A 24,190-nucleotide genomic window follows, 5' to 3' on the forward strand; every position below is an offset into this window, starting at 1 on the left:
TTTTCTCCATTGCACTATTTAATCGCTCGCTACTCATCACAACGTAGTCGAACAGTGAAGGTTAATTTACTGCCTGTACTCATTAGAAAATTTAGCGCGGAGCCATCAGTTTGTCACGTAACTGGTTGAGCTGTAGCTTAAGCGCATACATCTCGTCCTCGCTACAGTCTGACGCACACTGAATGTCATCAGGAATACTTTCAGCCTGCTGACGTAAAGCCCACCCGGCATCCGTTAAGCTGACCACCACCTGACGTTCATCCTGACGGGAACGCTGACGGTTGATTAAGCCCGCATTTTCCAGACGTTTCAACAGCGGCGTCAGCGTCGCTGAATCCAGAAAAAGCCGTTCGCCTATTTCTGACACCGTGAGTGAATCCTGTTGCCACAGCACCAGCATGACCAGATATTGCGGATAGGTAATATCCATCTGGCTAAGTAACTTGCGATAGACTTTATGCATCGCCAGATTGGCGGAATAAAGTGCGAAGCAAAGTTGCTGATCGAGCAACAGTGGCGCTGCTTTCACTTTTTTGTCATCTTGATAACTGTTCATGGAAGTAATATAGATAGCACACTAGTTAATTGCAAGCAATTTATGACAGCCGGGGGTAGTGCATGCAGGATTCTTTGGAAGAACAGGCACGACGCTATGCCACGCAGGTCCATGCTGAATCAGGACAGCGGCGTAAATATACCGATGAGCCCTATATTGTTCATCCGACAGCCGTGGTGGAGTTGGTCAGAAGCGTAACCGATGACCCGGTTATGCTGGCCGCTGCCTGGCTGCACGATACTGTAGAAGATACGGCGACGACACTCAACGATATTGAAAATCATTTCGGCCCGGAAGTGGTCCGACTGGTTGAAATGCTGACCGATACCGCGCCCACGCAGGCAAAAAATCGGGCTGCCAGAAAAATGGCGCATTTCCGTCATACTGCCCAGGCCAGTCCTGAAGCGCAAACTATAAAGCTGGCCGATATTATTGATAACACACGGGCCATCGTCCGCTTCGATCCGCACTTCGCCCGCGTTTACCTGATTGAAAAGAAAATTCAGATTGGCCTGCTCAAAGAAGGCAGTGAAGTACTCTGGCATCAGGCCTCGACAAATATTGAAAAGGGCATTGCACAGCTAAGTCAGGCACCGTACAGCGTGCCCGAGAACTGGTTTATAAAGCAGGCAGCGCGGTACGGCGGGTTACGTTGACGCTGACTGAGTATCTTTCTCACAGCAGGTAAACGCCAGCCATAGTCGAATCTGAACGCAGCGCTGGCTGTTCCGGTTCCCGAAATGTGTCACCGGGCCTGTCATCCGAATCCCTGTGCTGCGAGTACGCCGCTGTTTTTTCCTGATGGCAGACGCCGTGGAAACGTAACGGTGTAATAATAACGACGACAGGGCCAGCAATAGGCTTTTGAAAGAGATCCAAATCCAGGTTAAATCAGTAATAATTTACCTTTAACGAGCACACTTTTATTACTGTGATAATAATCACGATAGCCTACAAAAACGATGGACTTATAAAGATAATAGAATAGGGTAATATGATGTTTAATGAGAGTTGAAACATTATGATTATCTTAAACAATCCTGCCCTGTTATCTAAATGGTTTAACCTTGACAATATTATCGTCAATCATCGCCCTTAATCCTTTCCTTTTACCGTTCTGAGCACTCGCTGGCTTATACCTCCGGTGTCGCGGGTGCACGCACGCGCATCCTGATTTCATTAAGACTGCATAAATAGTGTCGTCCTGTTGCATCGCTTTTCTCGCTCTTTTTACAGGCTACGTACCCTGCCGTCTCAGCGAAATTCATGGACATTTAAATTTAAAAGAATGGCCACGCCTGATTTTTATTTATTTGCAAAAGTCACGGCACCGGCATGCCTGAATAAAAGGAAGAGCAATGAATAACTTTAAACATTTACCGGAACCTTTTCGCATTCGTGTTATTGAACCCGTTAAACGGACGACCCGCGAATATCGCGAGGCGGCAATAATAAAAGCGGGTATGAATCCCTTTTTACTGGACAGTGAAGACGTTTTTATTGATCTCCTCACGGACAGCGGCACCGGCGCAGTGACACAAAACATGCAGGCCGCCATGATGCGGGGCGACGAATCATACAGTGGAAGCCGCAGTTACTATGCATTAGCCGATGCCGTGAAAGCCATCTTTGGGTATGAATATACCATTCCGACTCATCAGGGCCGTGGTGCAGAGCAAATTTATATCCCGGTATTAATTAAAAAACGTGAAAAGGAAAAAGGCCTCGACAGAACCAAAATGGTGGCTTTTTCTAACTACTTCTTCGACACCACGCAAGGACATAGCCAGATTAACGGCTGCACTGTCCGAAACGTTTATATCAAAGAGGCTTTCGATACCGCAGTACGTCATGATTTTAAAGGCAATTTCGACCTGCAACGTCTGGAAGACGGTATAAAGGAAGTGGGTGCCCGTCACGTGCCTTACATTGTGGCGACGATCACCTGCAACTCTGCTGGAGGGCAACCTGTCTCCCTGGCCAACTTAAAAGCCATGTACCAAATCGCAAAGCAATATGACATTCCTGTGGTCATGGATTCAGCCCGTTTCGCTGAAAATGCCTACTTCATCCAGCAACGTGAAAAAGAGTACCAGGGCTGGACAATCGACGCGATTACCCGGGAAAGCTATCAATATGCCGACATGCTGGCGATGTCGGCCAAAAAAGATGCCATGGTGCCAATGGGCGGCTTGCTCTCCTTCAAGGACGACCGCTTCTTTGACGTCTATACAGATTGCCGAACACTGTGCGTCGTGCAGGAAGGTTTTCCCACCTATGGCGGCTTAGAAGGCGGTGCGATGGAACGGCTGTCAGTAGGGCTTTACGACGGGATGCGTCAGGACTGGCTGGCCTATCGCATCAGCCAGATTCAGTACCTGGTAGACGGGCTGGAATCCACAGGTGTGACCTGTCAGCAGGCTGGAGGGCACGCTGCTTTTGTCGACGCCGGTAAATTATTGCCTCATATTCCCGCCGATCAGTTTCCGGCTCAGGCCCTGGCCTGTGAGCTGTATAAGGTGGCAGGCATTCGGGCGGTAGAGATTGGATCATTTTTGTTAGGTCGCGATCCGAAAACGGGTAAACAGTTGCCCTGCCCGGCTGAATTGCTGCGTCTGACCCTTCCCAGGGCCACCTACACGCAAACGCACATGGATTTCATCATTGAAGCATTCGGACATGTGAAAGAGAATGCGGCCAACATAAAAGGCTTAACCTTCATCTATGAGCCTGAGGTATTGCGCCACTTCACTGCAAAACTTAAAGAGATTTAACCGTCATACCTGTAAAGTGAGCGGCTGTCAGCGACAGCCGCTCTGCCGCATCGCTCTGTTAACCTCACAACAATAAAAATGATAAACATGAGATACCGTATTGAGAGGACACCATGGACGATCATCCACATCAAAAACATTCCGCTTTTTGGGGCGTGATGGTTATTGCCGGCACGGTCATCGGTGGCGGCATGTTTGCACTGCCCGTCGATCTGGCCGGCGCCTGGTTTTTCTGGGGCACTTTTATCCTGGTGATCGCCTGGTTTTCCATGCTGCATTCCGGTCTGTTATTGCTGGAGGCCAATTTAAATTACCCACCAGGCTCAAGCTTTAATACATTAACCAAAGATCTGCTGGGTCAAAAATGGAATGTAGTTAGCGGCATTACCGTTGCGTTTGTGCTGTATATTCTGACGTACGCCTATATCTCAGCCAATGGTGCGATTATCAGCGAAACGCTGTCCGCTCACACGGGCCTGACTTTGCCTGCCCGCGTCGTTGGCATCGGCACCGCGGCAGGTGTTGCTGGCGTGCTGTGGATAAGCTCACTGGCAACAAGCCGGATTACATCCCTCTTTCTCGGCGTTAAAATCCTCGCCTTTATCATTGTTTTCGGTTCATTATTTTTTGACGTTGACTATGCCATTCTCAGCGATGCCAGCAGCCTCAGTGACACGCATTCTTACTTCGCCTGTATCTTTATGGCTATCCCTGTCTGCCTTGCTTCATTTGGTTTTCATGGCAATATTCCCAGCCTGATAATTTGTTATGGCAAGCAGAAAGACAAGCTGGTGAAAAGCCTGGTTCTGGGCTCCTTACTGGCGCTGTTTGTCTATCTTTTCTGGTTGTATTGCACTATGGGCAATATCCCGCGCGAAAGTTTTAAAGGCATTATTGCGTCGGGGGGCAATGTTGACGCCCTGGTGAAGTCGTTTATGGGCACCCATCCCGACAGAGTTATTGCCTTTTTCCTGCTGGTTTTTTCTAATCTTGCCGTTGCCAGCTCTTTTTTTGGCGTCACGTTGGGGTTATTCGATTATCTGGCGGACTTGTTTAACATAGAAAATACCGCCGTTGGGCGAGGCAAAACGGTGCTGCTCACCTTTCTTCCCCCCAGCCTTTTGTACCTGATCTTTCCAAATGGCTTTCTCTATGGCATTGGCGGCGCAGGCTTATGCGCAACGGTGTGGGCCGTCATCGTGCCTGCCCTACTGGCAATACAGTCCCGGAGACGCTTTCCCGACCAAATTTTTACCGTGTGGGGTGGCAGAATCATTCCCGCCATGGTCATCATTTTTGGTGTCGTTGTGATTGTCTGCTGGGTAGGTAACGTACTGGACGTGTTACCGAAGCTTGCCTGATAAGACACTGGCAGGAAATACGGATGGCGTTGTGTGCTGGAGGCTAAACAGCCGGCCACCCTTGTGACCGGCCTCACCTGTAAACGGGTGGGTTTTAAAACTTAATCAAGCAGCTGACGTCCAAGATACGGATTGGCGTGAAGTAATTTCATCAATTTCTGTGCCGTTGCTGAAGGGCGCGTACGCTGTGCTTCCCAACTTTTAACCGAAGAAACGCTAACACCCATGATTTTTGCAAACTCATCGACCTGCATTCCCGCCATTTCGCGCAGACGTTGCGGCTCTGGCATTGCAGGTTGACGCTGAGTTTGCAGCGCAACAGGGCTGTTATCACGTGTCAAAACAATCTGCTCAAGGCTGCTGAGCAATTCAAACATAGGATCTTTTAACTCCATAGAGAACTCCTTAAAACTCACTATGAATCACGTGAAAGAAGGTACACGAACCTGAAATCAGGTTCAGAAACCGGACTAAGCAAGCTGCATCCCATAAGAGTTTGTATTTATGATGAAAATCTTATGGGACACAGCCTGTACTGCACCGCTGCTTAAACATGACAACGCAATGCAACATATGCCGGGAGACTAAGTATGGATAGAGACCTGACAATTTGCAGTGCAAATTAAACATTTTTTTTAACTTTACAATTCTGAAAAAAGGCTAAAAACCCTAACCGTTTGATGCAATTGATTTTGTTGATACGGCATCCACTTCGCGTTCCGATCTTTTTTTCTTCACCCTTTTCGGTGAATAAATCGTCAGAACCCCGCACGCGCTTACAACAAAAGAATTTGCAAAATATGCGCCAGATCTTTCGATTTTCTACAACAAAACGGTCAGTACCAGCAATTTATCAAGCTACGCACTGGCGATGCCGTGGCTGTCGTGCCGCCAGCGCCCAAAGACATAACGGTTATCAGGCAATCACCAGTACGATTAATCCTGCTCTGTCATTTGGACAGGCCCTTCCCATAGCGAGCCAGAGCAACGGGTTGCACTACTTTAAGGCAACTGAACAATGAAAGGGCATTTAGAGGATAGTTGTTAATACAGCCTGCACCCGGTACGGGATGCTCAGGCAGTGAGCGCGGTCCGGGCAGGCTTAACAAAGGGCGTCTGAACAGGCCCCGATCCGGGTTTATTCTTACTGCCTTTACAGCACGAGCCGCCCCTTATCGGGTATGGAAAAAAGCCTTTTCACTGCTCTTTAACAGGCTTTGTAAACGGATGAGGCCCTGATTTTACGTTTAACCTCTTTTTTCTTACCCATAATGGCCTGACAGCGCGCTTTCACATTGTGTGGCCATTAACGTTTGTTCTATTCTTTAGGCCACTGCTTACCCGGACATCAGCCAGTTTTACTGACAGGAGTTGAACCCATGGCTTCAGGAATTTCCCGCGTCCTGGCACGCAGCGGCATTATGCTGGCTGGCGTGCTTATCGTTCTGCAACTCACCGCGTGTGGTGATAAAGAAGGCGAACAACGCAAAGCGTTTATCGATTTCATGCAAAATACCGTTATGCGTAGCGGTGAACATCTGCCGAGTCTGAGTGAAAACCAGAAACAGAGTTTTGGTCCCTTTGCTGGGGATTACGCGATTTTGTATGGTTTCTCACAACAGGTGAATAAGACGGTCGATCAGGGCATGCGCCCGGTCGTGGATGAGCTTTCTGCTATTCGCGTGCCGCAGGACTACCTGAGTCGCCGGGATTCTCTGGCTCAGGCCACCAGCGCCCTGACCGTCGCCACCCAACAACTCGAAAGCGCCAAAATGCAGGCGGATAAGAGCAAAGCCGGTTTGAAACAGTCTGACGATCTGAAAAAGGTTTTCGATACCGCCTATGACAAGGTCGTCACTCAGCCTGCCGCTCAGTTGATCCCATTGTTACCTAAACTCCAGGCGCTTAGTCAGGATGCGGTTAAAACTGGTGAATTTCTTCAGGCACAGGGGACACGCGTCAGTTTTAATAATGGCGGAGTCCAGTTCCCTACTCAGGAACAGGCTACCCAGTACAACAGCCTGATGACCAGTTTATCAGCGAATGTCCAGGCACTGACTCAGGCCAAGAATGCCGTTCAGGGCACGGGACAATAAATTTCACACGGACAGATTAGCGACTGTCCACCTCATAATCACTTCACCACGCGCTTACGCTTCATAAAAACGGGCCAGATCAAAATGTGATCTGGCCCGTTTTTTATTAAATTAAGTTGTGACTTTAATCACATTTTATAAACAAAGCAGCATGATAAAAGTGTGATAAATATCACTTAAAGTAAAAAGAAACGGTCAGAAAGTGGTCATAACTTTCCTGTATGACCCTTATTTTGTGATCTAAATCACTTAAAACGCCCCTGTCACCCCGTCATAAATGTGACCTGCATCACTCATGGGGTCACCCACTACGCAGGCCAATATTCGCGTGATAAAGTCCGCCTGCATACAGTAATACTGACGGCGCATCGCCGTAGTGGCTAAACAAAAACAAACGCGCGCTCCTGTTGCAGCGCGTCTCAACAAGGGGTGGGCTTATGTCCTCATCAGTAAAGGTCAAAGTTCAAAGCTTTGGTCGCTTTTTGAGTAATATGGTGATGCCTAACATCGGCGCGTTTATCGCCTGGGGTATTATCACCGCGCTGTTTATTCCAACGGGCTGGATTCCAAACGCAACACTGGCGAAACTTGTCGCCCCGATGATCACTTACCTGCTGCCATTGCTAATTGGCTTTACAGGTGGACGTCTGGTGGGAGGCGATCGCGGCGGTGTGGTGGGTGCCATCACGACAATGGGCGTGATTGTCGGTGCTGATATGCCGATGTTCCTCGGCTCGATGATCGCAGGCCCGCTTGGTGGCTGGGCAATCAAGTCATTTGACCGCATGGTTGACGGCAAAATCAAAAGCGGCTTCGAAATGCTGGTTAACAACTTCTCTGCCGGGATCATCGGCATGTTGTTGGCGTTGCTGGCCTTCCTGGCGATTGGTCCCCTTGTCGAAGGTTTGTCACATATCCTGTCCGCTGGCGTCAATTTGATGGTGCAAAATAACCTGCTGCCATTGACGTCTGTCTTTGTCGAACCGGCAAAAATCCTGTTTCTTAATAATGCTATTAACCACGGCATCTTCTCACCGTTGGGGATTCAACAGGCAAGCGAAGCCGGTAAGTCAATCTTCTTCCTGATTGAAGCCAACCCAGGCCCGGGTATGGGCGTACTGATGGCCTATATGTTCTTTGGTCGTGGTAGTGCGAAGCAGTCTGCCGGCGGTGCGGCTATCATCCACTTCCTGGGCGGTATTCACGAAATCTACTTCCCTTATGTCCTGATGGCACCACGCCTGCTGCTGGCCGTGATCCTCGGCGGTATGACCGGCGTGTTTACTCTGACGGTTCTGCATGGCGGCCTGGTTTCCCCTGCCTCACCGGGATCTATCCTGGCGGTATTAGCCATGACGCCAAAAGGCGCTTATTTTGCGAATATTGCCGCCGTCTTCGCTGCTTTTGCTGTTTCCTTCGTGGTCTCTGCTATTTTGCTCAAAACCAGCAAAGTGAAAGAAGACGATGATATCAAAGCGGCTACGCAGCGCATGCATGATATGAAAGCCGAGTCAAAAGGGCAGGCGGTGTCAGGTGCCGCGGTTGCCAGCGATGCGATGAGCGTTGACCTGAACCATGTGCGTAAAATCATCGTGGCTTGTGATGCCGGCATGGGGTCAAGCGCTATGGGGGCAGGCGTACTGCGTAAGAAAGTTCAGGATGCAGGCTTAACGCATGTGTCGGTAACCAACAGCTCCATTAACGCGCTGCCGGGTGATGTTGACTTAGTCATTACGCATCGCGATTTGACCGAACGCGCCATTCGTCAGGCTCCTCATGCCCAACACATTTCACTGAATAACTTTCTGGACAGTGCTCTGTACAGCACGCTGACCCAGCGCCTGGCGGCGGCAAACCGGAGTGAAGCGAACCGGGAAGTCGTACAGAAAACATTGGGTGACAGCTATGATGACGGCAGTGCCAACCTGTTTAAACTGGGGGCGAGCAATGTGTTCCTGGGACTGAATGCCAGTAATAAAGAGCAGGCCATCCGCTTTGCGGGTGAGCAGTTGGTGAAAGGGGGTTATGTTCAGCCCGAGTACGTTGATGCGATGCTGGAGCGGGAAAAGCTGACGCCGACATACCTTGGCGAATCGATCGCGGTCCCGCACGGCACGGTTGAGGCTAAAGACCGGGTGCTGAAAACCGGTGTGGTTTTCTGCCAGTACCCTGCTGGCGTGCAGTTTGGTGATGAACCCGATGAGGTGGCGCGCCTGGTCATTGGTATCGCCGCCCGCAATAACGAGCATATTCAGGTGATCACCAGCCTGACCAACGCACTTGACGATGAGCAGGTCATTGAAAAACTGGCTCATACCAACAGCGTTCAAGATGTGCTGGATCTGTTATCAGGCAAGCCAGCGTTAGCCTGATTCGGTCCGACATTTTCCCTGGGGCGGTTATGCCCGTCCCACTTTGTTGGGGCGGACATGCCCGCCCCGTTGTCATTTGATATGGGTCAAAATTATGAAAGCGTTACATTTTGGAGCGGGTAATATTGGTCGCGGTTTTATTGGTAAACTGCTGGCAGACGCAGGTATTGAGCTGGTTTTCGCAGATGTGAATCAGACGGTACTGGATGCCCTGAATGCACGTCATGAATATCCTGTGCATGTCGTCGGTGAACAGGCCAACGTCGACATCGTTACAGGCGTCAGCGCCGTTAACAGTACCAGCGACGATATTATCCCTCTGATCGCTGAAGTTGATCTCGTTACCACTGCGGTTGGCCCGCAAATCCTGGAACGCATCGCCACCAGCGTCGCCAAAGGTCTGGCCAAACGCAGTGATAACGGCAATGTTCAGCCGCTAAATATTATCGCCTGTGAAAATATGGTTCGCGGTACCAGTCAGCTCAAACAGCATGTGCTCCAGGCACTACCGTCCCAGTATCACGCCTGGCTTGAGGCGCATGTTGGCTTTGTCGATTCTGCGGTTGATCGTATTGTACCGCCTTCTGAAGCCGGCAGTGAGGATCCGCTGGAAGTCACCGTGGAAACCTTCAGCGAATGGATTGTGGATAAGACCCAGTTTAAGGGCGATCTGCCCACCATGCCGGGCATGGAACTGACTGACAACCTGATGGCCTTTGTTGAGCGTAAGCTTTTTACACTCAACACCGGCCACGCGATTACGGCCTACCTGGGACAACGGGCTGGCCACCAGACCATCCGCGATGCCATTCTTGATGAGGGTATTCGCGCCGTCGTTCAGGGCGCCATGGAAGAGAGTGGCGCGGTGCTCATCAAACGTTATGGGTTCGACGCCGATAAACATGCTGCCTATATCCAGAAAATCCTGGGCCGCTTTGAAAATCCTTACTTAAAAGATGATGTTGAACGCGTGGGTCGGCAGCCACTTCGTAAGTTAAGTGCGGGCGATCGCCTGATTAAACCAACGCTGGGCACACTGGAATACGGATTGCCGCATGCCAATTTGGTGAAAGGGATTGCGGCCGCCATGCACTACCACAGCGACCAGGATCCGCAGGCGCAAGAGCTGGCTGCACTGCTGGCGGAAAAAGGGCCACAGGCAACCCTGGCTCAGGTATCTGGCCTGGAGGCTGACAGTGAGATTGTAAAAGAAGCCGTTAGCGCCTGGCACGCCATGGCATAATAACGCCATGTTAGCAATCCAGATCGGGGGCGATGACGTCGCCTCCGACAGCAGTACGACATTGACGCAGGCCATAATGGAAGAAAAGCAGGCTTTTGAAAATCGTGTGCTTGAACGTCTGAACGCGGGGCGATCGGTGCGGAGCTTTCTGTTCGCCGCAGTTGAACTGCTGGCCGAAGCCGTTAATGTGCTGGTGTTACAAGTATTCCGTAAAGATGACTACGCCGTGAAATACGCCGTGGAGCCCCTGTTGCTGGGCGACGGCCCGCTCGGCGAGCTGTCGGTCAGGCTTAAGCTGATTTATGGCCTTGGGGTGATTAGTCGTCATGAATATGAAGATTGTGAACTGCTGCTGGCCCTGCGCGAAGAGCTGAATCACGACGCGGGCGATTATCGTTTTACCGATGATGAAATCCTGGGTCCTTTCGGTGAATTGCATTGCGTCTCAGCCTGGCCGCCGGTTCCCACCTTACAGACAGACGATCCCGCCTTACAGGCGATGCAGCAGCAACGCTACCTGCAAATGGTGCGCTCCACGATGGTCCTGTCTCTGACAGAACTCATTTCCCGTATCAGCCTGAAACAGGCGTTTAAGAAGGCATCCAGCTAAATCCTGCGGGGAGCCTGAACCGCTCCCTCTTTCACCCTTCTCCCGAGAATCTGTCGTGAATTTGGTGTATCCTTAGCCTGTTTTCCTCAACGATTTGTTGTCATGAAAGAGCAAGAAAAGAACGAAATTAAACGCCTCAGCGATCAACTGGACGCGCTGAACCGTAAAGAGCCTCAGCTACTGGAAGCGGGTGATGCTGAAAAGCTGGGCGCGCTTTTAAAAGAGAAAGAAACGCTGGTGACGGAAATTGAACGTCTGCGCAATCAGCGCGACGCCAAATTGAGCCAGGAAGCGCAAAAACTGCAGAAACTGCCGTTCAGCCGCGAAATTACCAAAAAAGAACAGGCCAATCTGGGTGCCTTAAAGAAAAGTGTACGCGGCCTGGTTGTCGTGCACCCTATGACCGCGCTGGGACGAGAAATGAACCTGCAGGTCATGACAGGCTTTGCCAAAAGCGCCTTTTGATGTGTGCGATCAGGCAGCCGCCTGATCCACCGCATGCTGGCCAGTAGCCATATTCACCTGCTCTGCCAGCGTATCCAGCAGCGTATAACGACGGCGGTATTCGGCCCGCTTCTTGCTGGCAATTTCCTCAAGCGTTTTTCGTGGCAACATCAGCGGCAGTGCAAACATGCCATCAGCGCGGGCCTGACCATTCAGCGTCAGCCAGAATTCACTATAGCTGGCGAAAAACTTATCACCTTTGCTGTGACGATAACGCAGGCTACGAAAAACATGGGTTTCGTCGCCAACCGCCGCAATTTTCTTAACGCCGCATTGCTGAGCCAAAATAAATACAACTTCCATTAACAGGCGTTTAGGAAATAAGCCGTGTGCGGCTTTCGTTGCATCACGAATAACATCATTTGAGATATGTTTACGTGGTCCCTGCAAACCACCAATCAGCAAAGTTCGCTGTTTTTCGTCATTCATAATGGTAAATGACAGAGAAGCCAGCGCCTCATTTTCATAACGTAAAACAACCGTGACTTCCCCTTCACGATCGAAATATCCGGAGCGACAAGTAATATTGAACGCTTCATTATTTTTACCTTCAAACCTGGCAAGGACTGTCTCCTCTCCGCTTTGCAGAATCTGGCGAAGCTGACTGTTCTCCAGACTTCCCATCAACGCATAATGATCAAGAATCGCCTGCGCCCGTTGCGCGACGCTCATCCCCGCACGCAGATAGGGGCGATGAAGTTTTGCAGGTAACAGCCCCTGTACGTGCAACAACTGGGTGATTCTTGGTAACGCAGAAAGTTGCTGTAAATAACGCAAAGTCGTAACAGGCGCAATAAGCGTTCTTAAAGCAAATTTAAGCCGGAAAAGACGGCTACGCCAGAGTTTGTTAGGGACGTACTTTCCGCTAAGTAACTGGAAAAATAAACCGGCGCAGGAATCCGCCGTCACATCATGTGTAGTATAAATAGACATAGCCTACGTTCTTATTAGTCTGATAGTGACACTGATGATAAAACGACCGGCATCAACGGCAGGTTAATGACTCAAATTGTTAAAAATTTAGCGGGATAAACTCACGCTTCGTTTAATGATTGTTTAGAATGCTAAGCCTGTCTGGCTGTTGCAGGTAAGAACGGCGGTTTCAGAATTGTAAAATGCGGGGCGGCAGCATCGCTAAGCAAGCGTTACTATTGCGTCAACGAGGATTATCAGGGGTAAGGAACATCCTGCGGGCGTAAAAAAACCGGCAGAGCCACTCTGCCGGTTGAAAGTACCTGTGGCGCTTAGCGCTTACTTAGCGGATGCGAAGCGCGCTGCCGCCTCGTCCCAGTTAACCACGTTCCAGAAAGCTTTGATGTAATCCGGACGTTTGTTTTGATACTTCAGGTAGTAGGCGTGTTCCCACACATCCAGACCGATGATAGGGTAACCCGATACGCCAGCGATCGCTTCGCCCATCAGGGGGTTGTCCTGGTTAGCGGTTGAAACCACGGCCAGTTTGTCACCTTTCTTAACCAGCCAGGCCCAACCGGAGCCGAAACGGGTCGCTGCCGCTTTTTCAAACTCTTCCTGGAATTTTTCTACGCTGCCGAAATCTTTTTCAATCGCAGCTTTCAGCTCGCCCTGCAGCGTGGTGCCGGTTTTCAGGCCTTTCCAGAACAGGCTGTGGTTAGCGTGACCACCCGCGTTATTGCGCAGCGGGCCTTTTTTATCTGCTGGCAGCTGATCCAGTTTGGTGATCAGTTCATCGACAGGCAGATCGGCAAATTCAGTCCCTTCCAGCGCCGCATTGGCGTTGTTGACATAAGTCTGGTGGTGTTTGGTGTGATGGATTTCCATCGTCTGCTTGTCAAAATGCGGTTCCAGTGCGTCGTAAGCGTAAGGCAGGGATGGCAGTGAATAACTCATGTTCTTCCTCTCCATTTAGTGTTTGAGCAGCACGACAATGTCGGCACGTGCCGCGTAAGCAGTCGTATCATTATAGTTAAATTCATGATCGGTAAAAGCGTAATCAATGCCCTATTAAACATAAGGTTTTGAAAAAGCATGCAAAGCAGCCAGATTTTTCGGTGGCGGAAAGCCTGGGTGCGTAAAGAGGATTACCTGCAAAGCGCCCCGAACACGCAGACGTTATCTCAGCCGCTGCGGATGACTATAGATGGTGGCACGGCCCGGTTTACTGAATCCTACCAGGGTAAGATGACAGCGTTCGGCCACCTCCACCGCTAACTGGGTTGCGGCAGACACGGCAAACAGAATTTCAACGCCGCACATTGCCGATTTCTGCACCATTTCATAGCTGGCCCGGCTGGAGACCAGTACGGCACCATTGCCCCATTCGGCCTGACTGCGATAGCCCAGCAGTTTGTCCAGTGCCACATGGCGGCCGACATCCTCACAGCCATGAATCAGTCCACCCTCAGGATGTATCCAGGCGGCCGCGTGCGTGCAGCCTGTTTTTTGCCCGACGGGCTGGACGTCCTTGAGCTGCGCCAGCGCGCTGTCCAGCTGCGCCAGGGGAAAAGTCTGCGTAAACGGCAACGGCGTCAGCGGCTTTCCGATCTGCTCCAGTTGCTCCACGCCACATACGCCGCAACCCGTCCGGCCGGCCAGCGCTCGCCGTTGGGCTTTCAGCGCCATAAAACGTCGGCTGGATAATTCAATCTGCACCTCAATGCCGTGACAACCGGTCACCACATCCATTCCGAAAATATCGGCCGGAGAATCGATGATGCCTTCTGAGAGTGAAAAACCGACAGCAAACGCCTCCAGGTCCTTGGGCGTTGTCATCATCACAACGTGAGAAATATCGTTATACACCAACGCCACGGGCACTTCTTCGGCTAACCAGTCGGCCTGAGCATGGTGCAGGTCGTCACGTTGCCAGACATGGATTTCACGCAAGCCTGCTCGCTCACTCGCACCGGTTTCCTCTTTCACTTCGTTGTTCTTCACGTTGTTCTGACCCTGAGCTGTTGCGGATGGCGTAAAGGTAACCCTGTTGCGCCATGCTGAATAGCTTCTATTCTGTACCCTGCGCCGCGCTGCAACAAGTCTGTGGGTGGCAGACAGCATAAAGCGTGAAAGGCCCACCGATTTGCCGTTATTCACAATGCGTTATGCCTGTTGTCGCCGGCGAAAAATGTATTTCATACTGAAGATAAAGGGCTGGACTGCTATGCTCAGCCTGTTGGGAGCTGTTTTGCACTGCGGTTTCCTGACGCGGTTTTCCGCCTGCTTTGCTCGCTGAGAACCGCTCACGAGGGAAAATGGCGAAAGATCCGACCCATAACGGCTATTCGTAGCCGATACAGACAACCTCATTTTTGCTGGTGTCGTGAGTAGCGTAATCAGCCAACAAACAGGAAAATGCCTTTTATGCGCATCCGCATTATCCCGAAAGACCCGTTGGAGAAGAGCGAAAAAAACCCAGCGGAAATGATCCCGCCGTTACTCTTCCCCCGGCTGAAAAATTTATACAGCCGTCGGGCGGCGCGTTTGCGTGATCTGGCGGCAAAAAATCCTTTGGGTGACTATTTACGCTTTGCCGCCGTCATCGCCCAGGCGCAGGAAATCGTTCTGTACGATCATCCTCTGCAGATGAACCTTCACGCACATCTGCTCAGGAGCGCTCAGGAAGATAAAGCGCCGCTGGATATTCATACTCTTTCGCGCGATCCACACTGGCATCGCCTGCTGCACTCGTTAGTTGCGGAGCTAAAGCCCGAAATGAGCGGTCAGGCGCTGGCGGTGTTAGAGAACCTGGAGAAAGCGTCAGCGACCGAGCTGGAAACGCTGGCCAGTGCCCTGTTTGCGGGTGAGTACGCGCAGGTGAGCAGTGATAAAGCCCCTTTTATCTGGGCTGCGCTGTCGATCTACTGGGCACAAATGGCGGCATTGATTCCCGGTACGGCTCAGGCGGAGATGGGCGCACAACGCCAGCACTGCCCGGTATGTCACAGCCTGCCGGTCGCCAGCATCGTACATATGGGTTCGCATGAAAGTGCGCGCTACCTGCACTGCAACCTGTGCGAAAGTGAATGGCACGTCGTGCAGAACACCTGCTCTCATTGCGACCAAAACCGCGATCTGCATTACTGGTCACTGGACAGCGAGCACGCGGCCGTCAAAGCAGAAAGCTGCGGCGACTGTGGCAGCTACATGAAAATGCTTTATCAGGAAAAAAATCCGGCCATTGAACCGGTCGCCGACGATCTCGCCTCTTTAGTGCTGGATGCACGTATGGAGCAGGAAGGTTTTGTACGCAGTGGCCTGAATCCTTTTATGTTTCCCGGTGAATAGTTTTTTGCTGATGAAACCTCGCTAAACGGGAGTAACGCAATGAAACTGATTGGCAGCTATACCAGCCCCTTTGTCCGCAAGATTTCTGTCATCATGCTGGAAAAAGGCATGATGTTCGAATTTGTTAATGCGTCGCCCTACAGCGAAGACAGCCATGTTCCGCAATATAACCCGCTGGGTAAAGTGCCCGCGCTGGTCGCGGAGGATCAGCAGGTCTGGTTCGATTCCAGCATCATTGCGGAGTACCTCGAACTGCGTGGTCAGGCACCGGCTTTATTGCCCGCTGATCCGCTGGCGTCTTTAAAGGTTCGTCAGCTTGAAAAGCTGGCCGATGGCATCAGCGATGCGGCACTGGTGATCGTACGTGAGCAAATGCGGCCAGGTAACGCCCAGTCAGAAGAAGTGCTGTTACGCCATCGCGACAAGATTCAGCGCGGGCTGGACAGCCTGGAAAAAGAAGTGAGTGAAGGAAAGTGGATCGATAATGGCGAACTGAATCTGGCCGACATTGCCACAGGCTGCATGATTGGCTACCTGAATTTCCGTCGCGTTGTCCCTAACTGGTGCGTTCAGCGGCCCGCACTGGTCAGGCTGGCCGAAACACTCTTTCAACGGGAAAGTTTTGCCCGAACCACGCCGCCGGCATCCTGATCGGCGAGGCTGTCAGCGCTGATGCCGGTAGCGGTGCTGACAGCCTGTTTCCTTAGCGCATTTCAGTCTGCAACCCTTGCTTTCCCACGTAAAGGGCTGTCGACGTCTCCGTTATTCCCCTTACCCATCATCACGGAATGGCACATTCGCGCAGTAGCCTGAACCTGTCCGTCGTGACCAGTATAAACAGGGGATGAACTCCGTGAGAATAAGCGTAGCCATCTCTTGCATTGCTGCAGCGGCTCCGATATACCTTTCGGGCAGCCCTGTTCTGAGACAACCCGCGCGCTCAGGATGAAAAGGCGGCACAAATATTTATGTATGCTCACGCCCCGTTTCGGGCTGTGAGGCCTGACAGATCACTGCCTCAGCCAGACGATAACCGGACAAAATGACGACCATCCCATTACGCTTCAGAACGGCATTGTGTTGCCTCCTGCTCGGTAATATTACGCATGCCTGGGCTGAGGGGCTGACCCTGGGTGCGCAGGGGGAAGCGAACTTTACGCCCTATCGCGCGTATAAAACTCAGTTTTCTGGCCTGCCCTATGTGGGCTATGACAATGATCATGTCTATATTGATGGCACAGAAGTGGGCGCCTATTTTATCAAAGATGACACCACACAACTGAAAGCGCGCTGGTGGTATCTGGATAACGAATTTGATCCGGACCAGACTTCTGATTCGGCACTCCGCCAGTTACGCATCCGCCACAGCACCATGATGGGCGGCATGAGCTACCAGAAGATCACGCCCCTTGGTGCGTTTCGAACCGAATTGTCTGGCGATACGCTGAACGAAAGCCGGGGATGGCTGGGTACGGTTGCCTGGGCAGGCCAGGTCTCTCTGATGCAACTTGACGTTTATCCTCAGGCCGGTGTGGACTGGCTCAGTAAACAGCAGGCAAGCTATTACTACGGGGTAAGCGAAGAGGAATCTGCCCGCAGTGGTTTACCGACCTGGAACCATCAGGGCGTAACGCCATGGCTTGCCGTGGCGTTTGACTGGCACCCTGTAAAATCCTTCCATGTCTACCTGCAACCCAAAGTCACCTTCCTTACAGGGGCCCTCCGCGACAGCCCGATGACGGATCAACAGTATTTCTGGACGCTGTCTTCAGGCGTGACCTGGACATTCTGAAGCTGCACGCCGCGCAGTGCCGCAGCCCATTACAGGGTTCGTGGCCGTCCGGCTTTAATAACAGCCCCTGCGCTGCCAGGACGCCTTCGCAACCACAGGTATTGTCAGTTCTTTTATTGCGTCCGCAAAAAGATAAAGTGCCACCAGCAGGTCGGGTGGCGGCATAAAAAAAGGGACGATATCTCGTCCCTTTTATCTGTATCAGAACCGATTACTGCAGCAGCGAGATATCGGCCACCTGCAGGAACAGCTCACGCAGTTTCGACAGCAGCGTCAGTCGGTTAATTCGCACCGCCGGGTCTTCTGCATTCACCATCACTTTATCGAAGAAGTTGTCTACCGCTTCACGCAACTGCGCCAGTTCAATTAACGCATCCTGATAACGTCCTTCTGCAAAGTAAGGCTGCAGTTTGCTGCTCAGGGCGGTCACAAACGTGGCCAGTTGGATCTCTTCATTTTCTTTCAACAGTGATGCCTGAACGCTGTCATTCAGCGGTTCTGTTGATTTTGCCAGAATATTCGAGACACGCTTGTTGGCCGCCGCCAGCGCGGCCGCTTCATCAAGCGTACGGAAATGCGAAACCGCCTTCATACGTGCATCAAAGTCCGCCGGACGGGTTGGACGACGTGCCAGCACCGCCTGCAAGGTATCGATGCTGTGGCCTTCTTCCTGATACCAGGTACGGAAACGGCCCAGCATAAAGTCGATGACGTCATCAACCACGTTCGCATTGCTCAGCTTGCTGCCATACAGACGTACGGCCTCTTCGGTGAGCGTTTGCAGATCAAGCGGCAGATTTTTTTCCACGATGATGCGCAAAACGCCCAGCGCGGCACGACGCAGAGCAAAGGGATCTTTATCGCCTTTAGGATGTTGACCGATGCCGAAAATACCGGCCAGCGTATCCATCTTATCAGCAATGGCCAGCGCACAGGCTACCGGGCTGGACGGCAAATCATCACCTGCGAAACGCGGCTGATATTGCTCGTTCAGCGCCACAGCGACATCTTCGGCTTCACCGTCATGACGCGCATAGTGCATGCCCATAACGCCCTGCGTGTCGGTAAACTCAAACACCATGTTAGTCATCAGATCGCATTTTGACAGCAGGCCTGCGCGCGTGGCGTGATTCACATCTGCGCCCGTTTGTGCCGCAATCCAGCCCGCCAGCGCCTGAATACGATCCGTTTTATCACGCAGCGAACCGAGTTCCTTCTGGAACAATACGGTTTCAAGACGCGGCAGATGATCTTCAAGACGTTTTTTACGATCGGTATTAAAGAAGAATTCAGCATCCGCCAGACGCGGGCGCACCACCTTCTCATTACCAGAAATAATCTGCTGCGGCTCGCTCGACTCAATGTTGGTGACGAAAATAAAGTTTGGCAGCAGTTTGCCTTCCGCGTCATAAACCGGGAAATACTTCTGATCGCCTTTCATGGTGTAAACCAGCGCTTCAGCCGGCACCTTAAGGAATTTTTCCTCGAAGGTGGCGGTCAATACCACAGGCCATTCCACCAGCGATGTTACCTCTTCCAGCAGGCTGTCACTCAGGTCGGCTACGCCACCTAAACGCCGTGCTGCGGCTTCCGCATCGGCTTTGATCATGGCTTTGCGGACCTGATAGTCGGCAATCACCTGACCGCGCTTTTCCAGCACATCCGGATACTGATCGGCGTTCTCAAGCGTGATTTCACTTTCGCCCATGAAGCGGTGACCACGGATAACGCGATCGGACTTGATGCCAAGAATCGTGCCGGGGATCAGTTCATCGCCCAGCAGCATCGTAACGGTGTGCACCGGACGCACAAACTGCACGTCGCTGTCGCCCCAGCGCATCAGTTTCGGTACCGGCAGTTTGCTCAGCGCCGTGGCAATCATGCCCGGCAGCAATGCCTGCGCCGCTTCGCCTTTCACCTGAGCGCGATAGGCCAGCCATTCGCCTTTATCGGTGCTCAGACGTTCAGCCTGATCGACCGTGATACCGTTACCCCGTGCCCAGCCTTCTGCCGCTTTGGTGGCATTGCCCGCTGCATCAAAGGCGGCGGCAACGGCAGGTCCACGCTTTTCTACTTCACGATCGGGCTGGGAGGCGCTCAAATGGGCGACTTTCAGCGCCAGGCGACGCGGTGCAGCAAACCAGCTCACTTCGCCATGGTTCAGATTCGCGGCATCCAGCTCGGCCGTCACCTGGGCAGCAAAGGCTTCTGCCAGGCTACGTAATGCTTTCGGTGGCAGCTCTTCGGTGCCGATCTCCACCAGGAAGGTTTTCTCAGTCATGGCTGCCTCTTACTTTTTGTTATTGCACATCGGGAAGCCCAGCGCTTCACGAGAAGCGTAATAGGCTTCAGCCACGGCTTTGGTCAGGGTGCGAATACGCAGAATATAACGCTGACGTTCGGTCACCGAGATCGCCTTGCGCGCGTCCAGCAGGTTAAAGCTGTGTGCGGCTTTCAGAATGCGCTCGTAAGCGGGCAAAGGCAGCGGTTTTTCCAGCGCCAGCAACTTCTGCGCTTCCTTCTCATACTGTTCGAAACAGGTGAAAAGAAAATCGACGTCGGCATATTCGAAGTTATACGTCGACTGCTCCACTTCATTCTGATGGAACACATCACCGTAGGTAGTTTTGCCTAACGGACCGTCGCTCCAGACCAGATCGTAAACGCTGTCCACGCCCTGGATATACATGGCCAGACGTTCCAGACCATAGGTGATCTCGCCGGTAACCGGTTTACACTCCAGGCCACCGACCTGCTGGAAATAAGTAAACTGCGTCACTTCCATACCGTTAAGCCAGACTTCCCAGCCCAGTCCCCAGGCACCCAGCGTCGGGTTTTCCCAGTTATCTTCAACAAAGCGAATGTCGTGTACGGTAGGATCCATACCCAGCGCTTTCAGCGACCCGAGGTACAGCTCCTGAATATTGTCCGGCGACGGCTTGATGATCACCTGGAACTGATAGTAATGCTGCAAGCGGTTCGGGTTTTCGCCATAGCGGCCGTCGGTAGGACGACGGGATGGCTGCACATAGGCCGCAGCAATCGGCTCCGGGCCAAGTGCGCGCAGGCAGGTCATTGGGTGTGAAGTACCAGCGCCCACTTCCATGTCCAGTGGTTGAACAATGGTGCAGCCCTGGCGCGCCCAGTAATCCTGCAATGTCAGGATCAGGCCCTGAAAGGTCTTGGTATCAAACTTTTGCATGATGAGTTCGCACGCGGTTCGGCTAGATAAAAAAAGAGTGCGACAGTATACCCTTTGACCGCGTGATATGCAGCCGGAAATCCGGCGGCGCAGCCGCGAGAGTGGATTTTTGGTGTCAGATTTAGCCTGCTGGCGGCCTGTCATCGCCTGATTAACCGATACGGTTATGCGTTTTCATGCGATCCTGTGCACAGAGGGTTCTGAATCCCCGCTATTGCGCTTGTTGACGTCGACGCGACTGGCTACGCTTTGCACCGGGACGCACTGCGCCAGAGGACACCATGTCGCAAAAGATTTACTGGATTGATAATTTGCGGGCGATTGCCTGCCTGATGGTCATCGTCATTCACACCACAACGTGGTATCTGACCGGGCCGGTGGCCATAAAAGGTCACTGGTGGGATATTGCTAACCTGTTCAATTCAGCGTCACGCATCTGTGTGCCGCTGTTTTTTATGATTTCAGGCTATCTGTTCTTTGGTGAACGCAGTACGCAGCCGCGCCACCTGTGGCGACTGCTGGGATGTCTGGTTTTTTACAGTGCCGTGTCACTGGTTTATATCAGCCTGCTGACGCCAATTGGCGAAGGCCGTTCAATTTTAAAAATGCTGCAGAAGCCGGTGTTCTACCATCTGTGGTTTTTCTTCGCGCTCATGGGGATTTACCTCTTGTCGCCCCTGATTCAGGTAAAAAGCGTGCGGCCGCGCTACGTGGCGCTACTGGTGCTGATTGTGGTGGTCCTCGCGAATCCCAATACCATGGACCAGTCGTGGGGGCGCTTTCACTGGTTGCCCATTAACCTTTACCTGAGCGGCGACAGTATCTATTACCTGCTCTACGCCTTATTAGGCCGGGCGATCGGTACCATGGACACAGAAAGACGCGCTATCACACCGTTGGCTGCCGTGACCTTTGTGGCCTGCGTGACCGGCATTATGCTGGGTACGAAGCGCGCGTTAATCGTTAATGGTGCCTTTAACGATACGTGGTATCTCTATTGCGGACCGCTGGTATTCATTGCCGCAATAAGCGCGCTGGTGGTGTTCAAAAATGCCTTTAATCAACGTACGCTGCCCGGTCTGGCCATCATTTCGCGCTACTCTCTGCCCATCTACGGCTTTCACGCCCTGTTCATCCATTTTATTCGCACCCATCACTATGACGATATGGCGCGTCCCTGGCTCGACCTGCCTGCCGTTTTTACCGTCACGCTGGTGGGCAGCTTATTACTGGGAATGCTGCTCAGTCGGGTGGATAAACGACATTGGGTGACCTGAGTCAGCGCGTCAGGTTCCAGCCTCTGGCGCGCCACAGCGCGGGTAACGCGGCCATATCGGTGAACACGGTCACCAGCGGATGATGGAGTTCGGGATTATGAGCGTCGGCACAGTAATAAAACACCGGCATGCCTGCTGCGATACCGGCACGCGCCCCCGCTTCGGAGTCATCCACCAAAATACAGCGCTCGACGGGTACCTGCATTTGTTGGGCTGCGTGAAACATCAGCTCGGGTTCGGGCTTCCAGTGGCCAATATCGTAACCGCTGTAAAGACGGTCAGCGAAATGATTCAGCATGCCGGTGAGGCCCAGCGAGTGCTGCATCTTTTTCACCGTGCCGTTTGACACCACGCATATCGGTACTGCCATTTGCCCGACCAGTGCCTTCGCACCGGCTATCGGCTTCAGTTCACGGTCAAACAAACGGGCCACTTCGCGCCGGTAGGCCGGTTCAACGTCCTCCAGCGGCAGAGCGACCCGATGCGTTTCACTGACGTCGCGGATGATGTCATACAGCTTTACCCCTTTGTACTTTTCGAACATCTCCTGTAGAGAGAGCGTAATCCCGTACTGGGCAAAGGTGGTGACATACGCGCGGGTGCACAGGACTTCACTGTCAACCAGGGTACCGTCACAATCGAAAAAGACGCATTCAACAGACATCTGACTCCTCCTTTTGTTCGGGGTACCTTAACACGTCAGCGTGTCCCTGAGGGGCCGGGATATGGCAATCGGTTGCGAAAAATCATTGTATTGCCGGGGCAAAATCGCCAGGATACGCGCCGGTGAAATTTTCTTCTGGATAAATGGCATGAATAAACAAGGCCTTTTTCAGCGCGTATTCAAACTGCAGGAGCATGGTACAACGGTTCGTACCGAAGTGATCGCAGGCATTACCACGTTTTTGACCATGGTATACATTGTTTTTGTGAACCCGCAGATTTTAGGTGTCGCAGGCATGGATACCCGGGCAGTGTTCGTAACGACCTGTTTGATTGCCGCGTTCGGCAGCATCCTGATGGGGCTGTTTGCCAATCTTCCTGTCGCCCTGGCCCCGGCGATGGGCCTCAATGCCTTTTTTGCCTTTGTGGTCGTCGGCGCGATGGGTTACTCATGGCAGGTCGGCATGGGTGCCATCTTCTGGGGCGCACTGGGTCTGCTCATCCTGACTCTGTTGCGGGTACGTTACTGGATGATCGCCAATATTCCGCTTAGCCTGCGCGTAGGCATCACCGCTGGCATTGGCCTGTTCATTGCCATGATGGGCCTGAAAAACGCCGGTATCATTGTGGCCAACCCGGATACGCTGGTCAGCGTGGGTAACCTCAGCTCACACAATGTGCTGCTGGGTGCGCTGGGCTTCTTTATTATCGCCATTCTGGCCTCACGCAACATTCACGCCGCCGTGCTCATTTCGATGATCGTCACCACGGCGTTGGGCTGGCTGCTGGGCGACGTGACGTTCACGGGCGTGGTTTCTGCGCCGCCATCTGTCACCGCGATTGTCGGTCAGGTTGATATTAAAGGCGCGTTCAACATCGGCATGGCAGGCGTCATATTCTCCTTTATGCTGGTCAATCTGTTTGACTCGTCCGGCACCTTGATTGGCGTGACCGACAAAGCCGGACTGGCTGATGAAAAAGGCACGTTCCCGCGCATGAAACAGGCGTTGTATGTCGACAGCATCAGTTCGGTAACGGGCGCGCTGGCAGGAACGTCATCGGTGACCGCCTATATTGAAAGTACCTCCGGCGTAGCCGTCGGCGGCCGTACCGGATTGATGGCCGTGGTCACAGGCCTTCTGTTCCTGCTCGTCACGTTTTTATCGCCCCTGGCGGCCATGGTACCGGCCTATGCTGCGGCAGGCGCGTTAATCTATGTTGGCGTGCTGATGACGGCCAGCCTGTCCCGCGTCAAATGGGATGACCTGACCGAAGCCGTCCCGGCATTTGTAACTGCCGCCATGATGCCCTTTAGTTTTTCGATTACAGAAGGCATCGCACTGGGCTTTATTGCGTACTGTGTGATGAAGCTGGGCACCGGTCGCTGGCGAGAAATCAGCCCCTGCGTCGTCATTGTCGCCTTGCTGTTTGTATTGAAAATCGCCTTTATCGACGCGCATTAAAACCGTACGCAAAG

The 24,190-nt window shown here is 52.4% G+C and carries 22 protein-coding genes; 14 read left to right on the forward strand and 8 right to left on the reverse strand.

Translation table 11 applies throughout. From position 1 onward, the window contains the following. Positions 1 to 91 precede the first annotated feature (91 nt). Positions 92 to 556, reverse strand: coding sequence for a MarR family winged helix-turn-helix transcriptional regulator (locus C1N58_RS17255; protein WP_033737315.1), 465 nt, complete (start codon positions 554 to 556; stop codon positions 92 to 94). Positions 557 to 618: 62 nt separating this feature from the next. On the opposite strand from C1N58_RS17255, the gene C1N58_RS17260 reads away from it, so the two are divergent. The 4 genes from C1N58_RS17260 (at position 619) to tnaB (ending at position 4,691) form a co-directional block, all read left to right on the forward strand. Continuing rightward, positions 619 to 1,212, forward strand: coding sequence for an HD domain-containing protein (locus C1N58_RS17260; RefSeq protein WP_283788335.1), 594 nt, complete (start codon positions 619 to 621; stop codon positions 1,210 to 1,212). A 365-nt stretch (positions 1,213 to 1,577) separates the two neighbouring features. Beyond that, the gene (gene tnaC, locus C1N58_RS17265) at positions 1,578 to 1,655 is read left to right on the forward strand and encodes a tryptophanase leader peptide (protein WP_071988795.1); all 78 of its coding nucleotides are present in this window, start codon (positions 1,578 to 1,580) and stop codon (positions 1,653 to 1,655) included. A 259-nt stretch (positions 1,656 to 1,914) separates the two neighbouring features. Further along, the gene (gene tnaA, locus C1N58_RS17270; RefSeq protein ID WP_205950894.1) at positions 1,915 to 3,330 is read left to right on the forward strand and encodes a tryptophanase; all 1,416 of its coding nucleotides are present in this window, start codon (positions 1,915 to 1,917) and stop codon (positions 3,328 to 3,330) included. Positions 3,331 to 3,443: 113 nt separating this feature from the next. Further along, positions 3,444 to 4,691, forward strand: a complete 1,248-nt coding sequence (tnaB, locus tag C1N58_RS17275) for a low affinity tryptophan permease TnaB (RefSeq protein WP_394550128.1) — start codon at positions 3,444 to 3,446, stop codon at positions 4,689 to 4,691. Positions 4,692 to 4,792: 101 nt separating this feature from the next. Here the strand turns inward: tnaB and C1N58_RS17280 are convergent, their stop codons facing one another. After that, a complete protein-coding gene (locus C1N58_RS17280; RefSeq protein WP_006121400.1) occupies positions 4,793 to 5,086 on the reverse strand; it encodes an HTH-type transcriptional regulator in 294 nt (97 codons plus the stop codon). A 984-nt stretch (positions 5,087 to 6,070) separates the two neighbouring features. On the opposite strand from C1N58_RS17280, the gene C1N58_RS17285 reads away from it, so the two are divergent. The 5 genes from C1N58_RS17285 (at position 6,071) to C1N58_RS17305 (ending at position 11,477) form a co-directional block, all read left to right on the forward strand. After that, positions 6,071 to 6,787: a DUF3053 domain-containing protein gene (locus C1N58_RS17285; RefSeq protein ID WP_006121399.1), complete on the forward strand. Its 717-nt coding sequence runs from the start codon at positions 6,071 to 6,073 to the stop codon at positions 6,785 to 6,787. A gap of 437 nt (positions 6,788 to 7,224) precedes the next feature. Next, positions 7,225 to 9,159: a PTS mannitol transporter subunit IICBA gene (locus C1N58_RS17290; protein WP_394564365.1), complete on the forward strand. Its 1,935-nt coding sequence runs from the start codon at positions 7,225 to 7,227 to the stop codon at positions 9,157 to 9,159. Positions 9,160 to 9,253: 94 nt separating this feature from the next. Next, positions 9,254 to 10,402 carry a mannitol-1-phosphate 5-dehydrogenase gene (gene mtlD / locus C1N58_RS17295; protein ID WP_394550131.1) on the forward strand — a complete coding sequence of 383 codons (1,149 nt, stop codon included), beginning with the start codon at positions 9,254 to 9,256 and terminating at the stop codon, positions 10,400 to 10,402. 7 nt (positions 10,403 to 10,409) lie between these two features. Next, on the forward strand, positions 10,410 to 11,012 hold the full coding sequence (locus C1N58_RS17300) for an MltR family transcriptional regulator (RefSeq protein WP_394550133.1): 603 nt from the start codon (positions 10,410 to 10,412) through the stop codon (positions 11,010 to 11,012). 102 nt (positions 11,013 to 11,114) lie between these two features. Further along, positions 11,115 to 11,477, forward strand: a complete 363-nt coding sequence (locus C1N58_RS17305) for a YibL family ribosome-associated protein (protein ID WP_006121395.1) — start codon at positions 11,115 to 11,117, stop codon at positions 11,475 to 11,477. Between the two features lie 9 nt (positions 11,478 to 11,486). Here C1N58_RS17305 and C1N58_RS17310 read toward each other — a convergent pair whose 3' ends face one another. From C1N58_RS17310 to fdhD, 3 genes are all read right to left on the reverse strand, one after another. Further along, a complete protein-coding gene (locus C1N58_RS17310) occupies positions 11,487 to 12,449 on the reverse strand; it encodes a VirK/YbjX family protein (RefSeq protein ID WP_205955800.1) in 963 nt (320 codons plus the stop codon). 318 nt (positions 12,450 to 12,767) lie between these two features. After that, complete coding sequence (gene sodA / locus C1N58_RS17315) at positions 12,768 to 13,385, reverse strand: superoxide dismutase [Mn] (protein WP_006121393.1); 618 nt, start codon at positions 13,383 to 13,385, stop codon at positions 12,768 to 12,770. 222 nt (positions 13,386 to 13,607) lie between these two features. After that, entirely contained in the window at positions 13,608 to 14,381 is a 774-nt protein-coding gene (fdhD, locus tag C1N58_RS17320) for a formate dehydrogenase accessory sulfurtransferase FdhD (RefSeq protein ID WP_394564896.1), read from the reverse strand. 474 nt (positions 14,382 to 14,855) lie between these two features. Between fdhD and fdhE the strand changes: the two genes are divergently transcribed. The 3 genes from fdhE (at position 14,856) to C1N58_RS17335 (ending at position 17,571) form a co-directional block, all read left to right on the forward strand. Then, entirely contained in the window at positions 14,856 to 15,779 is a 924-nt protein-coding gene (gene fdhE / locus C1N58_RS17325) for a formate dehydrogenase accessory protein FdhE (protein ID WP_039339184.1), read from the forward strand. Between the two features lie 39 nt (positions 15,780 to 15,818). After that, positions 15,819 to 16,430: a glutathione S-transferase gene (locus C1N58_RS17330; protein WP_033737305.1), complete on the forward strand. Its 612-nt coding sequence runs from the start codon at positions 15,819 to 15,821 to the stop codon at positions 16,428 to 16,430. 391 nt (positions 16,431 to 16,821) lie between these two features. Further along, the gene (locus tag C1N58_RS17335; protein ID WP_033737302.1) at positions 16,822 to 17,571 is read left to right on the forward strand and encodes a MipA/OmpV family protein; all 750 of its coding nucleotides are present in this window, start codon (positions 16,822 to 16,824) and stop codon (positions 17,569 to 17,571) included. 211 nt (positions 17,572 to 17,782) lie between these two features. Here C1N58_RS17335 and glyS read toward each other — a convergent pair whose 3' ends face one another. Both glyS and glyQ read right to left on the reverse strand, forming a co-directional pair. Further along, entirely contained in the window at positions 17,783 to 19,852 is a 2,070-nt protein-coding gene (glyS, locus tag C1N58_RS17340; RefSeq protein ID WP_394550136.1) for a glycine--tRNA ligase subunit beta, read from the reverse strand. A 9-nt stretch (positions 19,853 to 19,861) separates the two neighbouring features. After that, complete coding sequence (gene glyQ, locus C1N58_RS17345; protein WP_006121387.1) at positions 19,862 to 20,773, reverse strand: glycine--tRNA ligase subunit alpha; 912 nt, start codon at positions 20,771 to 20,773, stop codon at positions 19,862 to 19,864. Between the two features lie 281 nt (positions 20,774 to 21,054). On the opposite strand from glyQ, the gene C1N58_RS17350 reads away from it, so the two are divergent. Then, positions 21,055 to 22,050, forward strand: a complete 996-nt coding sequence (locus C1N58_RS17350; RefSeq protein WP_394564366.1) for an acyltransferase — start codon at positions 21,055 to 21,057, stop codon at positions 22,048 to 22,050. 1 nt (position 22,051) lies between these two features. On the opposite strand, the gene yieH is transcribed toward C1N58_RS17350, so the two are convergent. Then, positions 22,052 to 22,714, reverse strand: coding sequence for a 6-phosphogluconate phosphatase (gene yieH / locus C1N58_RS17355; protein WP_006121385.1), 663 nt, complete (start codon positions 22,712 to 22,714; stop codon positions 22,052 to 22,054). 148 nt (positions 22,715 to 22,862) lie between these two features. Here yieH and C1N58_RS17360 point away from each other — a divergent pair, with 148 nt between their 5' ends. Next, the gene (locus C1N58_RS17360) at positions 22,863 to 24,176 is read left to right on the forward strand and encodes an NCS2 family permease (protein ID WP_033737296.1); all 1,314 of its coding nucleotides are present in this window, start codon (positions 22,863 to 22,865) and stop codon (positions 24,174 to 24,176) included. Positions 24,177 to 24,190: the final 14 nt, after the last annotated feature.

The organism is Pantoea sp. SGAir0180 (assembly GCF_043546245.1).